Here is a 14,776-nt window from a genome sequence, read left to right as displayed (position 1 = left end):
AGCCTGTGCGTTAGATCCGTGTCTTCAATGTATAAAGCAATTCGAGTGCACGGCGTGGCGTCAGGTCGTCCAGGTCAACCTTGGCCAGTTCATCCAGCACCGGATGGGGCAGGCTGGCGAACAGGTCGCTTTGCTGCGGCGCGGCCGGTTTGCCTTTGGTCGGGCGGGGTACTTCGTGGGGCAGGCTGGTGGTTTCCAGGCGGCTCAGGTGCTCGCGGGCGCGGGTGATGACATCGCTCGGCACGCCGGCTAGCTGCGCCACCGCCAACCCGTAGCTCTGGCTGGCTGGGCCGGGCAACACGTGATGCAGGAAGACGATGCGTTCGTTGTGCTCGGTGGCGTTGAGGTGGACGTTTGCTACCAGCGGTTGGCTTTCCGGCAGTACGGTCAATTCGAAGTAGTGCGTGGCGAACAGCGTGTAGGCGCGCAGTTGAGCCAGGCGTTCAGCGGCAGCCCAGGCCAGGGACAGGCCGTCGAAGGTGCTGGTGCCCCGGCCGACTTCGTCCATCAGCACCAGGCTGCGTTCGGTGGCGTTGTGCAGGATGTTAGCGGTTTCGCTCATTTCCACCATGAACGTCGAACGCCCACCCGCCAGGTCATCGCTGGAGCCGATCCGGGTGAAGATGCGGTCCACCAGGGAAAGTTCGCAGCTGGCCGCCGGCACGAAGCTGCCGATGTGGGCCAGCAGCACGATCAACGCCGTCTGGCGCATGTAGGTGGACTTACCGCCCATGTTCGGGCCGGTGATCACCAACATGCGGGTATTGTCGTCCAGGCTCAGGTCGTTGGCCACGAACGGCGTGGTCAGTACTTGCTCGACCACCGGGTGACGACCCTGGCTGATGCGCATGCACGGTTCGCTGACGAAGCGCGGGCAGTTCAGGTCCAGGTTCAACGCGCGTTCGGCCAGGTTGCTCAACACGTCCAGTTCAGCCAGGGCGGCGGCGGTGTCCTGCAGCGGCGGGAGCTGGCTGATCAAGTCTTCGAGCAGGGCTTCGTAGAGCATTTTTTCCCGGGCGAGGGCGCGGCTCTTGGCCGACAGCGCCTTGTCTTCGAACGCCTTGAGCTCCGGAGTGATGAAACGCTCGGCGCCCTTGAGGGTCTGGCGGCGAATGTAATCGGCCGGGGCTTGCTCGGCCTGCTTGCTCGGCAGTTCGATGAAGTAGCCGTGGATGCGGTTGTAGCCGACCTTGAGGTTGGCGAGGCCCGTACGGGCTTTTTCCCGGGCTTCGAGGTCGATCAGGAACTGGCCGGCGTTCTCGCTCAGCGATTGCAGTTCGTCGAGCTCGGCGTCGTAGCCGGTTTTCAGCACGCCACCGTCACGGATCACCGCCGGCGGATTGTCGATAATTGCTTTTTCCAACAGCGCGGCCAGTTCCGGGTAGGTGCTGGTGATGCGCGCCAGTTGTTGCAGGTGCGGTGCTTCGAGGTCGGTCATCGCCACTTGCAGTTCCGGCAGCGCGCCGAGGGCGTCGCGCAGGCGCGCCAAGTCACGGGGACGGGCGTTGCGCAGGCCGATACGGGCGAGGATCCGCTCGATGTCGCCGATTTCCTTGAGCTGCGGTTGCAACTGCTCGAAGCGATAACGGTCCAGCAGGCAAGTAATGGAAGACTGGCGCGCTGTCAGTACCGTCAGGTCCCGCAGCGGACGGTTCAACCAGCGGGTCAACAGGCGGCTGCCCATGGCGGTCTGGCAGCGATCGACCACCGACTGCAAGGTGTTGTCGCGTCCGCCGGCCAGGTTGGTGTCCAGCTCCAGGTTGCGTCGACTCGCGCCGTCCAGCACCACGGTGTCATCCAGGCGTTCGTGACGCAGGCTGCGCAAGTGGGGTAGGGCGGTGCGCTGGGTTTCCTTGGCGTAGGCCAGCAGGCAACCGGCAGCGCCGATGGCCAGGGTCAGGTTTTCGCAACCAAAGCCCTTGAGGTCTTGCGTGGCGAACTGTTGGCAAAGACTTTTCAACGCCGAATCGCGCTCGAAGTCCCACGGTGCCCGACGACGTACGCCACGGCGTTTTTCCGCCGGCAGGTCTTTGGGCCAGTCGTCGGGAATCAACAGCTCCACCGGGTTGACCCGCTCCAGCTCCGCCAACAGATTTTCCCAGCCCTTGATTTCCAGCACCGAGAAATTGCCGCTGGTGATGTCCAGCACCGCCAGACCGAACAGGCGCTCGTCGCCCAGGACTGCAGCAATCAGGTTGTCCCGACGCTCGTCCAGCAAGGCTTCGTCACTGACCGTGCCCGGCGTGATGATCCGCACGACCTGGCGTTCCACCGGCCCTTTGCTGGTGGCCGGGTCGCCGACTTGCTCGCAAATCACCACGGACTCGCCGAGTTTGACCAGCTTCGCCAGATAACCTTCCGCTGCGTGGTAAGGAATCCCACACATCGGAATCGCCATGCCCGCCGATTGCCCACGCGCCGTCAGGGTGATGTCCAGCAGCTTGGCGGCTTTCTTCGCATCTTCGTAGAAGATCTCGTAGAAGTCGCCCATGCGGTAGAACATCAGCTGATCGGGATGCTGGTTCTTCAGGCGCCAGTACTGCTGCATCATCGGCGTGTGGGAGGACAGGTCGTTCACGGCTGTATTCATTGGGGTCAGGCAAAGCTCGTTGAAAGGTGTAGGCAAAAGGAGGGGCATCGGCCCGGCTTTTCCGCGATGGGCGCAAGGTTAACATGGGCGGTCTGGTGCTACCCAGGGATGAGTGCTTCGATGTTGGTGAAGCTGGGCTTCTTCCTTCCGATATCGCTTCTAGATGCGGCGCGGAAATATGCCTGAGGTATGAAACCAGGCAACAAAAAGCCCGACACATGGTCGGGCTTCGTTCCAGTCTTGACATCAGGCTCGTTTCGCCTCGGCCTGCATCATGACTAGGTTTTGCTGCTTGGTAGCCTCCGTCAAAACCTCGCTATAAACACGCTTCTTTTGGTCCGATTTCGCGTTACGAATAAAATCGGCGAAGGTGCTCTTGGTTCCTTTGGACAAGCCAAGCTTGATCGAAATCATAGGTGCCCTCCTGATGGTGCTCCGAGCATGGCCTCTAGGTCCGCCCGCGTGTGTTGCTCAGGGATATGGTAGTCAATCTTATCGACACCAGCCTTGTAAAGTCGTCCCGAATTGTCGATATGTTTGAGCAACAGATCTACATGGACATCACCTTGATACTCTAGCTTAAGCGCGTTCACGACGTCACGTGCTGCGAAGTATTGCTGGATGAAATGCTCTTTGTGAATCCTCCTACCCTCGGCCGCCTCACGAGCGTTGACAAACCCCCAGGCAAGCACAGGTGATTGATAGACATACAAAATTTGTATGAATCGGCCTTTTTTCAATGAGCGGTCGACGTTCTGTCTTGCAACATCTATGTTGGAAAACGTCCCGTCAAGGATAAACGATTGCCTTTGATCCAATGCGAAATCGAGGATTTTGTCGACCAGAATCGAAACCCCACCCTGAAAAAGCCACGAATTTGTTCCCGTATAAGCTGGAAACTCACTTCGCAGCTCATCAGCATCTATCCGTAGAATGGCGGTATCCGCAAAGAGATTCACCAAAGCTATTGAGGCCTCGGTTTTACCTGCGCCAGGGGAACCCGCCATGAAAACTGATACCGGCGCTTCTTCTGGTGGATAAAGCTCCTTATCTGTAAGTCGTTTTGCGATTGCTTTTTTATTGGATCGAGCGAAGCGCAATGCGTCTTCATAAACGGTTCGATCTGCTAAAGCCACTTCCTGATTGCGAGTGTTGGCATCCTCCGTCATTAATCTAATCCTTTTTAATATTCCTGTGTTTGCCGGACTCAAGCGACCTATTGGTGTCCAGTGCTGTCCATGATGGAAATCGGTGAAGCGGTGGCGAGGGAGCCTGCTTCTGCTTGAGTGCGGAGTGCACACAAAAAAGGAGGGCTCCCAAGCCCAGCGGAGCGAACTCCCCCAACAAGCTCTTCGTTTTCTTAAGTGAACACTATGGCTATACATACGGCCATTTATGTTTCTGCTTAATGGGACCTGTTTACCTCACCTCAACCACATCCAACGCCCGGTTCGCCAGCAACTGGCTCAGCTCGATCATCTGTTGAACCCCCAGCAGGATATTCCGCCGCGAGCCCTTCAGGTCGAATGCCAGGTCGCTGACCATGGCGTTGGCCGAGGCCAGGGTTTCGCTGAGGTTGGCGAGCAGGCATTCGGCGTCGATGTTGGGAGCTATGACATAGAGCGTATCGAGTGATTCTGAGGTTTCTTTGTCGGTTTTCGGCTTGAGGTAGTAGTTCAGGGCGCGGGTGGCCGCGTCGTCGAGTTTCTTGGCGTTGGCCGATTGGGTGCGGGAGATGTGATCGTCTGGGGGATTTGGAGTGTTCTTGCTCATGATGCTTGGATCCTCGAAGTGGGAGCCATCACCGATTCGCTACTAAACGAAGTGGGTGGCAGCTGTACGCAGGTTAGTAGACCGGGGATCCAAGAAACCGGCGCACCCGAGGGCGCCCTGCGCACAGCTACCATCGAATACAGGAATGGGAATACCTGACTGGATGGAGCGATGTACATCTTGGAAATACCGGGCTACTAAACCCGATCACTGATGGGCAGTGACAGGATCAAAAGTACCGGTGGCCCCCAAGGCGCACAAGCCGGCGGATTCTGGCGTAGTTGTAGGCAGAGGCGCAAGGAAACGTAGCCTTGGGTCGCACATTTGAAGGACGCCTTTGAAGCCTTTTCCCAAGGGCTTGTAGGACGAATTCCGTGGCGAGGGAGCTTGCTCCCGCTGGGCTGCGCAGCAGACCCTTCTTGTGAGCGCTTCGCACTCAAGCGGGAGCAAGCTCCCTCGCCACAAGAAATGCGCGACGCTGGAATTGCATATTTATGCAAATCAGCATTTGTCTTCCGCCAAAAGAACAAGCATTATGCGCGTTATGCAAAAACGCAACGTTTCTACTGTATTAAGAGTATTGCTCGATCAGCACGGGATCTCCCCCACGGAGCTTCACCGGCGTACCGGCGTGCCTCAGTCCACCCTCTCGCGGATCCTCAGCGGCAAGATCGTCGACCCTTCGGATAAACACATCTCGAAGATCGCCGAATATTTTGCCGTGAGCACCGACCAGTTGCGCGGGCGCGCGGACGTTGTGCCCGCCGGCAATGCCCGCCGCGACGAGCCGCATTCCGAACTCAAGGACATAAGCCTGTGGGACGATGACACACCCGTCGAGGAAGACGAGGTGTCCGTTCCTTTTCTGCGTGAGGTTGAATTGGCTGCTGGATCAGGAAGATTCGTCATCGAGGAAAGCGAGCGCTCCAGCCTGCGCTTCGGCAAGCGCAGCCTGCGCCACAACGGCGTGCAGTTCGACCAGGCCAAGTGTGTGACGGTACGCGGCAACAGCATGTTGCCGGTGCTGCGTGACGGCGCCACGGTTGGGGTGAACGCGGGCAAATGCGGGATCGGCGACATTGTCGACGGTGACCTCTACGCCATCAACCACAACGGCCAACTGCGGGTGAAACAGCTATACCGCTTGCCCACTGGCATTCGTCTGCGCAGCTTCAACCGCGATGAACATCCGGATGAGGACTACACGTTCCAGGAAATGCAGGACGAGCAGATCGTCATCCTCGGTCACGTCTTCTGGTGGGGCATGTACGCCCGTTAACCCCTCCGCTGTCAGATAAAACCCGCCGCCGCGCGGGTTTTTTTTCGCCTCCTGAAAACTGGCAACCCTCAGTGTTTCTGCGGGCTTCATGCGTTGATGCATTTGTCATGCATAAATAAATGCATTTACGCATTGACTGTATATGCATCCATGCATATTCTGTGTCCAAGCCGCTCGACAAAGCGGCTGGCAACAAAGCTCTTTAGTTCTACCCACAGGCAGCGATGAACCGGCCTTAACGGTTCAGAGGGTTGGCAACTGGCCCGGGTGTGCAGCGTAAAGCACCAGAAGCAGTTATCCGGCGGGCAGGGACCGCGGCCGGAAAAACAATTTGAATGGATCCGTACCGCGCCAGTCGCGCCGAAAGATCAAGCGCATTACTGAAAAGCCTGGGTAACCGGGCTTTTTGGAATGCCTCTGCCGCGAGGCACTTCAAACCGCCGCCAATGGGAGGGCTTTCGATGCTGAAGGATTTCAGATGCGGTCACTGTAAAAAACTTCTGGCCCGGATGGGCGAGAACACCGAACTCCAGATCAAGTGTTCCCGATGCGGGACGTTGAATCATGTGAAGGCCGTTGAGCTTCGAGTGAACGCCGTCGAGCGAACAGTGTGCGGAATAGACCCTGCACGCCGTACTCAATGACATCATCGAGGTAAGAAAAATGAAACTGCTCAAAAAAGCCCTACTAACAACTGTGTTTTTGTCGTCCTTCGTATCCCTGAACAGTTGGGCTGATACGGCCCTGTCGTGGAACCTGGCCCGGGACATGTACCTGATGACCGAAGCCGCACCGGCCGGTTCGCCGTGGTCGTTCATGCAAAACAAATCGGGCGTGAATGCCTCGGCCAACTACACGCTCTTTCCGACATTTCAGGCCGGGGTCTGTAGTGGCAAGCCAACGACATGCTGGCGCGACGATGTGACGGGCGCTTGGATCTCCATTCCAAATGAAAGCTTCACCTTCACCGGCTCGGGCACCAGCTTCGTGTTCAAGCAGGGCGATGTCGCCACGCATCCCGGTACCAACAGCCAGAGCATCTTCCGCTGGGCCAGTCCCGTCACCGGCAATATCAACGTACTGGGCCGGGTCAATGACCTGCATAACGCTTGCGGGGACGGTGTCGGCTGGTCGCTCAACCTGGGCGACACGGTGCTTCAGTCCGGGAGCCTGGCAAACGGAGGCAGTACCACGTTCATGTTGAACAACGTCGCCGTCACGCCGGCGTCTTCGCTTTATCTGGCCATCGATAGAAAGGCTAACAACTCTTGCGATGCGACCAGTGTGGACATGCTGATTACAAAGTGATGTCAGCTTTCAAATAACCCGACAAATGTTTGAACCCCGTTTCTAGCAACTTAATGGGTTGCACCGATCCACATCTCATTCCACTTCAAACAACTTCCCCGCCCAATCTTAATCACCCCAGGAAACGAGACATGACAAACGAGCAACAAGCGTTGCTGGACATGCCGATCTGGCTGGTCATCGTGCTCGCCCTGGTGGGCGGGGTGACTGGCGAGATGTGGCGTGCCGATAAGGAAGGCGCCCGTGGCTGGTCGCTGCTGCGGCGCCTGGCGCTGCGTTCCGGTGCCTGCATGGTCTGTGGCGTCTCGGCGATCATGCTGTTGTACGCCATGGGCCTGTCGATCTGGGCCGCTGGTGCCTTCGGTTGCCTTACCGCAATGGCCGGGGCGGACGTGGCCATAGGGCTTTACGAACGCTGGGCCGCCAAACGGATGGGCGTGAGTGAACTGCCGCCGCGTGATTCCCGTTCCGATCCACATTGATCCCTCACTGGCGTTCTTCGTGCCGCCGTAAAAAAGGAGGCCTCGATGCCTGCCGTCCTCGAAAAACCGTCGCAGCTGTTCTTCGCCATTGCCCAGACGCTGCGCGCCACTTATCCCGCCTTGAAGATCGGCAGCCCCCAAGAATTCGACGGCACCGACGACCAACCTTGGGTGCTGATCGCCATTGAGCGCGATGCGTCCGGCCTTCGCGCCAACGACGGGCGTATCGCCCATGTGCTGACGGTGTCTTTGCAGGTGGTCATGGCCGTTCCGGGATGGGACGCCTGCGATTTGGCCGCAGAGCTGAAGCAATTGGTCATGGATAACCGCTGGGGGCTGTCCGGTGATCAATGCGACCTGCCGACGGAGCTCGATGGCCTCCCGTCTACATTCATCCATCCGGCGCGGCAATACACCGCCTGGACCCTTTCTTTCAGCCAGGCCCTGTACCTGGGGCCAACGCTGCTGGATGACCCGTTGGGCATTCCGAAATTCGCGCGAACCTGGGAAGTCTCGAGCATCGACGACCCAGATCAATACACAGCACTCGAGGGTTGAACCATGTTTGATGCGCTGTTGCGGATGCATCTGGGGCCGATCATCGAGCGTCTGGCGCAGATGGAAACCGAGCTCGAAGACCTGCATCGGCGTGCGGAAAGTTTCTGTCGCATCGGTGTGTGTCAGGAAGTCGATGCCGCCACCAATACCTGCAAGGTCAGCCATGGCGGGCTGCTGACACCGGCGATCCGCTTCTTCAACCCGAGCGCCGGTGCCCAGAGCGAGTCGCGGATTCCGTCCGTGGGCGAGCAGTGCCTGTTGCTCAACCATGGCGGCGGCGACGGCGGTGGCCAAGCGGTGGCGCTGTTCGGCCTTAACGGTGGTCAGTTTCCGCCCGTCTCGACCCAGGCTTCGCTGACGCGTCGCCTCTATCAGGACGGCGCGGAAAACGGCTACGACCACGCCAGCCATGTCCTGCATTGGAACAACGGTCCGGCGGCATTCAGCGGTTCCCGCGAATCCCTCCGGTTGAACATTGGCCCATCCAGTTTGGTGATGACGCCGCAAACCATCGAGTTGCAACTGGGCGCTGTTGGCATTCGCCTCGACGCGTCGGGTGTGCACCTGAGCGGTCCGGTGGTGGATCACCAGGGACGCGTCATCAGTACCGCATAAGAGATTTCCCCATGATTGGAATCGATCGAAATACCGGCGCCACGGTCGACGACTGGCTGCAGTTCGTGCAGCGCGCTACCCGTGCCTTGACCACGCCGTTGGGCACTCGTCAGAAGCGTCCGTTGTATGGCTGCGCACTCACGCAGTTGCTGGGGCAGAACCTTGGTGACGACCTGCTGATCCTCGCCCAGAGCCATGCGGCCCAAGCGTTCTACAACCCGCACAACGGTATCGATGATTTCGAGCCGCAGGTCATCGTTGCCAGCCGGCACGGTGCGGGATTGCTGCTGCGTTTCGCCGGCACCTGGAGAAACCGCAAACAGACTTTCGAGGTGGTGGCATGAGCATGTTGATACCCGGCCAGAACCAACTGGCCGAACCGGCCATCGTCACCGTCGAGGCATTCGAGGATCTGCTCGCAGAATTCAAGACCTTCGTGGTGGAGTATGTCGCGGCACGCTCTCCCGCAAGCGCCGCAAAACTGGTGGACAGCCTCGAAAACGAAAGCGAACTGCTGACCCTGGCCCTCGAGGCGTTCTGTGTCCGGCTGCAAACCCACGAACGCAAATACAACGCCCGCATCAAGCAGATGCTGGCATGGTGGGCCACCGGCACCAACCTCGATGCTCGCCTCGCGGACATGGGTCTTGAACGCCAGTTGCTCGACCCGGGCGATCCGGCGGCATTCCCGCCCGTTCCCCCGGTCTACGAGAGCGATGACGATGCGCGGCTGCGCTACTACCTGGCGCCCCATGCCCCGGCGGCTGGCTCGCGCATGCAATATCGACGGGAAATTTTCACCCTGGGGCAACGCCCCGTCGTGAAGGTTGAAAGCGCTTCGGCGGGTGTGGTGACGGTCACGTACACCTTCGACCCGGACAGCTACGCCGCCCAGGTCAAGGACGGCAACGGACGCCGCACCGCGCCCGGCGAAGTCACGGTCACGGTGCTGTCCCGAGACGGCGATGGAACGCCATCCGAAGCGTTGCTCGACGGCGTTCGCGAGCACTTCGCCCGACCGGATGTACGACCGGAAACGGACCGGGTCATCGTCCAACCCGCGCAGATCAAGAACTACAAGATCCGCGTCGTGGCGAAGATCAATCCCGGCCCTGACTCGGGCCTGACCCAGGTTGCTGCACAGCGGCAACTGCAGGAATACGCCGAGGCCTGCCATCGCCTGGAAGGTCGGGTGGACCCGAGCTGGATTGACTACACGCTGCACAGCGCCGGCGCGGTTCAACTGCAGATTCTCGAACCGCTTGCGCCGATCGTGACGACGGCTTTCCAGGCGCCGTACTGCACGGGCGTCGAGGTCGAGGTGGATACGTTATGAGCGACGACACATCTCGACCGAGCCTGCTGCCGGTCAACAGTTCACCGCTGGAGCGGGCGCTGGATCTTGGGTTTGCCCAATTGCTGGAGCGCATCGATCCGCCGTTTCCCGAGTTGATGAACCCGGCGGCCACGCCTTTGGCGTTCCTGCCGTATTTGGGGGCGGATCGTGGGGTCAGTGAATGGGACACAGGAGCCGACGACCTGGAAAAGCGCTTGACCGTTTCGTTGTCCTGGCAGATCCAGCGTCAGGCTGGTACGCGTCGAGCCCTGAGTCATGCCGTCGAGTCCATGGGGTTTATACCCCATGTTGTCGCCTGGTATGAGCAGCAACCTCCTACACATCCCTACACCTTTGATGTGCAAGCGATCATCGGCCAGAGCTGGTCCAGCGGCGACCACAATCGCTTGATACGGCGCATCAATGCCGCCAAGAGCGAGCGCGACCAGGCCACTATCACGCTTGTACATCAAACGAGGGGCAGTCTGGCGCTCGCGTCAGCTCCCCATGGAGCATTGAGCGAAGCAGAGCTGTTTCTGTGGGGGGCGCTGCCAGCACTTGATCTTGATGCACGACTTATCAGCACCAGCTTTTTCCAACCCTACACCATTAACGATTACGACCTCAGGGCGCAGCCATGACAGAAGACATTACGCGCTTGGTTCGTTTCACTTCCGCCGGCCTGGCCGAAGTGCTGCAGGCAAAGAACCAAGGCTTGAAAGGTGAGATCACTCACATTGGAGCTGGCACCGCCCGCTACGATCCCAACGGATCGGAAACGGCGCTTCGCAATGAGCGACAGCGTGTGCCAATCGTGGATTACGAAGGCCTGGATACAGGGCAGTTGCGAATGGCCGCTTTGTTTGAGGGGGCGGATGAATATGAGATTGGCGAGTTCGGTTTTTATCTTTCCACGGGCACGTTGTTGGCGGTGTATTCGGTGGCTGGGAAGCTGCTGACCTACAAAGCCGCTGCAGCGCGAGTCTTGCAAAAGTTCACGCTGGATATTTCACCATTGCCGGCGCAAAGCGTCACGGTGGTGGTCGGGTCCGACAACCTGAACATTCTATTGAGTGAAGAAATCGCCACGTTGGCTACCGCTAATATCGACAACATGGCGCGGCACGTTGGCCTGATGCTCCGGGTAATGGCGCTCGAAGCCAAATAATCAAATAGCACAAGGAATCTGAATGTGAGTCTGGAAACCACTATCGCGTCGCTGGTATCAGCGGCCAACAATTTGACCTCGGTGGTCAATGGGAAAATCGGCAGTATCAACACGACCATGGCCACGGCGCTGACGCAGTTCAACGAGTGGCGAAGTCAGAAGGATGTAGAAGGGGATCCAAGCGCGCTCGGTACGATTCGTCGCAATGTGCTGCAGGGACATGTCTATGGGACTGGTGGTGTCTATGGCGCCACGGCTCAAGGTGATTTTGTATCGACGAACCTGGGTGCCAGCGCGAATGTCTATATGCATTTCAAAGTGCCATTGAACATCAATGTTCACTCGGAGATGTTCTGGTTCAACATCAAGGGTTACAGCTACGGCACAGCAAAAATAATCGACGAAACGTTGGTGGGGTATTGCTATCAGCCCACTCGGGTTCTGCAAAACGCTTCGACTTTTGGAAACATGACCCCTTCTATCTATGTCGATACTAACGGCAATATCGTCATGCGAATTCTGATTCCAAACATTTATTACACCACCGTGCGCATTGACACCATGCGCGTGGGCAATGGTCGGTTGTTCAATCTTGGGGATTTGGTCACCAGATTGTCGCTGGCCGAAACCGTTATTTTCAGCTAAGGAACGAACATGTCTGATCTGTCCAACAATGACATACCCGAAATTCCACTTGCCGTACCGTCGCCTGAAATCGAATGGGCTGCCATTCGCACGCGTCGTAATCAACTGTTGCGAGACACGGATTTCACCCAATTACCAGACTTCCCCGCAACAGAAACCCAGCTCGCCGATATCAAGGCTTATCGCCAGGCCTTGCGAGACATCCCCGAAACGGATGTGGAGCCGTCCAGCCTGCTCTGGCCCGTGCTGCCAGATTTCATCAAGTAATCCACGACCGCGAGAGCGGTTTTTTTTCGCCTGCACTAAGCCCCGCCATGGGGCTTTTGTGTTTTTCGCATCTGGAGAGACCGTAGATGCCCGTTCGTAAGCAATACACCGTGCTGCTGCCATTTCCTACCGGCGGTGGGCACTGGTCGAGCGTCGGCCAGACGTTGGATTTGTTGGATGTTCAGGCCAGCGCGTTGCGCAGTGCCGGTCGCCTCGAACTGACCAGCGTCCTGAATTCGCAGGAGCCGGCTTCTGACACGCAAGCCACCACAACCACCCCGGCCAAAAAGGCCACCACCAAAAAGGCTGAATAACCATGGCTGAGGTTTTGAACTTCGAGCACAACGGCATCACCGTCAATGCCACCGAATCTCCCGAGGCCATGGGTGGCCTGGGGGACAACGTCATCGGGCTGGTCGGCACCGCGCCGAATGCCAACCCGCTGATTCCGAAAAATACTCCGTTTCGCATCAACAGTTTTACCACCCAAGCCCAGCTCGACCCGAGCGGTGCCGAGGCCGGGACGTTGTTCCACGCGGTGTACCAGATCCTCAAAGTGGTCAAGGTGCCGGTGTATGTGGTCATCGTCGAAGAGGGCGCGACACTGGCCGACACGCAGAACAATGTAGTCGGCGGCATCGAGGCGCAGACCGGGCGCAAGTTGGGCCTGGCCGCGTTGAGTGGCGTGGCCGAAGACCTGACGATCATCGGCGCGCCGGGCTTCACCGGCACCAAGGCCGTGGCCGGCGAGTTCGCTTCGTTCGGCAAGCGCATCAAGGCCCGTGTGGTGCTGGATGGCAAGGACGCCTCGGTCGCTGATCAAGTGACCTACAGCCAGGAGTTGGGCGGCGCCGACCTCGGTTTCGACCGTTGCCTGGTGGTGCACAACATGCCGGCGGTGTACTCCAAGGCGGCGAAGAAAAACGTCTTCCTGGCCCCGTCGAGCCTGGCCATCGCCGCACTTGCCAAGGTCAAGCAGTGGGAGAGTCCGGGCAATCAGGTGACTTTCGCCGAGGACGTTTCCCGCACCGTCGAATACAACATCCTCGACACCTCCACCGAAGGCGATCTGCTCAACCGCTACGGCGTCAGCTACTACGCCCGCACCATCCTCGGCGGCTTCTCTTTGCTGGGCAACCGTTCCATCACCGGCAAGTTCATCAGCTACGTCGGCTTGGAAGACGCCATCAGCCGCAAGCTGGTGAAGGCCGGCCAGAAAGCCATGGCCAAGAACCTGACCAAGTCGTTCATGGACCAGGAGGTCAAGCGCATCAACGACTGGCTGCAAACCCTGGTGGCCGACGAAACCATTCCTGGCGGCAGCGTGTACCTGCACCCGGAACTGAACAGCGTCGAGAAGTACAAGAACGGCACCTGGTACGTAGTCATCGACTACGGCCGCTATGCGCCGAATGAACACATGATTTATCAACTCAATGCCCGCGATGAAATCATCGAGCAGTTTCTGGAGGACGTTCTCTAATGTTTACCAACCGCGTAAGACAGGCCATTGCGGCCACCCTGCAGGGCCTGCCGTTGTCGGCGACCGTGGAAGAATTCACGCCGCCGAAAATTGAATTCGAAATGGAAGAAATGCGCGGCGGACGCTTCATCGGCGAGGAAATGGCCAAGAGCGGCAAAGCGCTGACAGCCAAACTGGTGCTGCAAGGTGTCGGCCCGGAAATCATGCTGGCGCTGGGCGTGAGCGTCGGAGACGACATCCTGCTGAACGTGCGCGAGGCGGGCCAGGATCAGGACGGCAATACCTGGTTCACCTACCACACTGTGGGCGGCAAGTTGAAATCCCTCGACGAAGCCGCCCTGAAAATGAACGAGACGCCCACCACCACCCTGGAGCTGTCCTGCCGCACCTACAGCCGCCTGGAAAACGGCATCCCAGTGATCGACATCGACGTGCGCACCCAGAAGTTCGTGCTCAACGGCGTCGACATTCTTGGCGATGCGCGTCGTGCGGTGTTGCTGCCTTAAGCAGTTGCCAGCCGGCTAGATGCAATCCCTGTGGGAGCGAGCTTGCTCGCGATAGCGGAGTGTCAGACACCTTGATATTGAATGAACGTCGCCATCGCGAGCAAGCTCGCTCCCACAGGGGATCCCCGATTTTTCAAGGAATTGATTTTATGTCCTGGATGCCTCCAACCCTTGAGCTGTTATCGCCGATCACCGATGACGACGGTTCGCAGCTCGAGCAACTGCAACTCAGGCCGCTGTACTACGCCGCGCAAAAAGACGCCTTGGCCCGTGCCGGCGATGACGAAGACGAGCAATTCTTCGAATTGGCCAAATTGGCCACCGGCCTGTCGGGCAAGGAGCTCGATCAGCTCAAGCGTCCGGATTACGTGAGCATTGCCCAGTACGTGCACGAAATGTCCACGCGCCCGGCGTCGTATTTTCTGGATGACCCACAGGCCGATCCTGACCAGATGCCGCTGCTGCAACCACTCGACGTCGCGGGCCGCAGCCTGACCTCATTAACCCTGGAAATGCCGGTTCTGCGGGCCACCAAGGCGATGAAGAAACTGAAGACGGCTAAGGAACGCGCCGAGTTCATCACGGCCCATTGCACCGGCCTGATGCTGCCCGATCTGGCCTCGCTGACTGTGCCTGACTGGACGCAACTTCAGGTGCGCATCGACGATTTTTTAAACAAACCGGCGGACTTCTTTCGGAGCGCGACATCGAAGTGATCCTCGATGTGGTGCCGCTCATTTACTCGGTAAGTGAAGCGGAAATCCTG

General features: G+C 58.6%; 20 protein-coding genes. 16 read left to right on the top strand and 4 right to left on the bottom strand.

The window, feature by feature from the left end; genetic code table 11:
- Positions 1-10: 10 nt before the first annotated feature.
- The 4 genes from mutS to J3Q04_RS19670 form a co-directional block, all read right to left on the bottom strand.
- A complete protein-coding gene (mutS, locus tag J3Q04_RS19685; RefSeq protein ID WP_434609848.1) occupies positions 11-2,578 on the bottom strand; it encodes a DNA mismatch repair protein MutS in 2,568 nt (855 codons plus the stop codon).
- Positions 2,579-2,836: 258 nt separating this feature from the next.
- Entirely contained in the window at positions 2,837-3,004 is a 168-nt protein-coding gene (locus J3Q04_RS19680; protein ID WP_186611217.1) for a hypothetical protein, read from the bottom strand.
- Entirely contained in the window at positions 3,001-3,759 is a 759-nt protein-coding gene (locus tag J3Q04_RS19675) for a zeta toxin family protein (RefSeq protein ID WP_434609851.1), read from the bottom strand. The genes J3Q04_RS19680 and J3Q04_RS19675 overlap by 4 nt, the downstream gene beginning before the upstream one ends.
- Before the next feature lie 250 nt (positions 3,760-4,009).
- Positions 4,010-4,363, bottom strand: coding sequence for a DUF6124 family protein (locus J3Q04_RS19670; protein WP_434609853.1), 354 nt, complete (start codon positions 4,361-4,363; stop codon positions 4,010-4,012).
- 544 nt (positions 4,364-4,907) lie between these two features.
- Between J3Q04_RS19670 and J3Q04_RS19665 the strand changes: the two genes are divergently transcribed.
- From J3Q04_RS19665 to J3Q04_RS19590, 16 genes are all read left to right on the top strand, one after another.
- A complete protein-coding gene (locus J3Q04_RS19665; protein ID WP_420764450.1) occupies positions 4,908-5,642 on the top strand; it encodes a LexA family transcriptional regulator in 735 nt (244 codons plus the stop codon).
- A gap of 461 nt (positions 5,643-6,103) precedes the next feature.
- Entirely contained in the window at positions 6,104-6,286 is a 183-nt protein-coding gene (locus J3Q04_RS19660) for a Com family DNA-binding transcriptional regulator (protein ID WP_434611523.1), read from the top strand.
- Positions 6,287-6,305: 19 nt separating this feature from the next.
- Positions 6,306-6,950, top strand: coding sequence for a hypothetical protein (locus tag J3Q04_RS19655; protein ID WP_434609855.1), 645 nt, complete (start codon positions 6,306-6,308; stop codon positions 6,948-6,950).
- Positions 6,951-7,081: 131 nt separating this feature from the next.
- Positions 7,082-7,432 carry a phage holin family protein gene (locus J3Q04_RS19650; RefSeq protein ID WP_420764262.1) on the top strand — a complete coding sequence of 117 codons (351 nt, stop codon included), beginning with the start codon at positions 7,082-7,084 and terminating at the stop codon, positions 7,430-7,432.
- 45 nt (positions 7,433-7,477) lie between these two features.
- Positions 7,478-7,990, top strand: coding sequence for a hypothetical protein (locus tag J3Q04_RS19645; protein WP_420764263.1), 513 nt, complete (start codon positions 7,478-7,480; stop codon positions 7,988-7,990).
- Positions 7,991-7,993: 3 nt separating this feature from the next.
- Positions 7,994-8,605 (top strand): phage baseplate assembly protein V, encoded by a 612-nt coding sequence (locus J3Q04_RS19640; protein WP_434609857.1) that lies wholly within the window; start codon positions 7,994-7,996, stop codon positions 8,603-8,605.
- Positions 8,606-8,616: 11 nt separating this feature from the next.
- The gene (locus tag J3Q04_RS19635) at positions 8,617-8,949 is read left to right on the top strand and encodes a phage baseplate protein (protein ID WP_420764265.1); all 333 of its coding nucleotides are present in this window, start codon (positions 8,617-8,619) and stop codon (positions 8,947-8,949) included.
- A complete protein-coding gene (locus J3Q04_RS19630) occupies positions 8,946-9,941 on the top strand; it encodes a baseplate J/gp47 family protein (protein WP_434609859.1) in 996 nt (331 codons plus the stop codon). Before J3Q04_RS19635 ends, J3Q04_RS19630 begins: the two co-directional genes overlap by 4 nt.
- A complete protein-coding gene (locus J3Q04_RS19625; RefSeq protein ID WP_434609861.1) occupies positions 9,938-10,582 on the top strand; it encodes a phage tail protein I in 645 nt (214 codons plus the stop codon). The genes J3Q04_RS19630 and J3Q04_RS19625 overlap by 4 nt, the downstream gene beginning before the upstream one ends.
- Positions 10,579-11,109, top strand: coding sequence for a hypothetical protein (locus J3Q04_RS19620; protein ID WP_434609863.1), 531 nt, complete (start codon positions 10,579-10,581; stop codon positions 11,107-11,109). Before J3Q04_RS19625 ends, J3Q04_RS19620 begins: the two co-directional genes overlap by 4 nt.
- A gap of 24 nt (positions 11,110-11,133) precedes the next feature.
- Positions 11,134-11,754 (top strand): hypothetical protein, encoded by a 621-nt coding sequence (locus J3Q04_RS19615; RefSeq protein ID WP_434609865.1) that lies wholly within the window; start codon positions 11,134-11,136, stop codon positions 11,752-11,754.
- A 9-nt stretch (positions 11,755-11,763) separates the two neighbouring features.
- Positions 11,764-12,021 carry a tail fiber assembly protein gene (locus J3Q04_RS19610; RefSeq protein WP_434609867.1) on the top strand — a complete coding sequence of 86 codons (258 nt, stop codon included), beginning with the start codon at positions 11,764-11,766 and terminating at the stop codon, positions 12,019-12,021.
- An 86-nt stretch (positions 12,022-12,107) separates the two neighbouring features.
- Entirely contained in the window at positions 12,108-12,335 is a 228-nt protein-coding gene (locus J3Q04_RS19605) for a hypothetical protein (RefSeq protein ID WP_434609869.1), read from the top strand.
- A gap of 2 nt (positions 12,336-12,337) precedes the next feature.
- On the top strand, positions 12,338-13,504 hold the full coding sequence (locus tag J3Q04_RS19600; protein ID WP_434609871.1) for a phage tail protein: 1,167 nt from the start codon (positions 12,338-12,340) through the stop codon (positions 13,502-13,504).
- Positions 13,504-14,010, top strand: a complete 507-nt coding sequence (locus tag J3Q04_RS19595) for a phage major tail tube protein (RefSeq protein ID WP_420764272.1) — start codon at positions 13,504-13,506, stop codon at positions 14,008-14,010. The genes J3Q04_RS19600 and J3Q04_RS19595 overlap by 1 nt, the downstream gene beginning before the upstream one ends.
- Positions 14,011-14,159: 149 nt before the next feature.
- A complete protein-coding gene (locus tag J3Q04_RS19590; RefSeq protein ID WP_434609873.1) occupies positions 14,160-14,726 on the top strand; it encodes a phage tail assembly protein in 567 nt (188 codons plus the stop codon).
- Positions 14,727-14,776 lie beyond the last annotated feature (50 nt).

It is taken from the genome of Pseudomonas sp. D4-21, assembly GCF_051132125.1.
In the GTDB taxonomy this organism is placed as follows: Bacteria; Pseudomonadota; Gammaproteobacteria; order Pseudomonadales; family Pseudomonadaceae; genus Aquipseudomonas.
The sequence above is the reverse complement of the archived record's forward strand: the minus strand, read 5'-3'. Positions and strand labels throughout refer to the sequence as shown.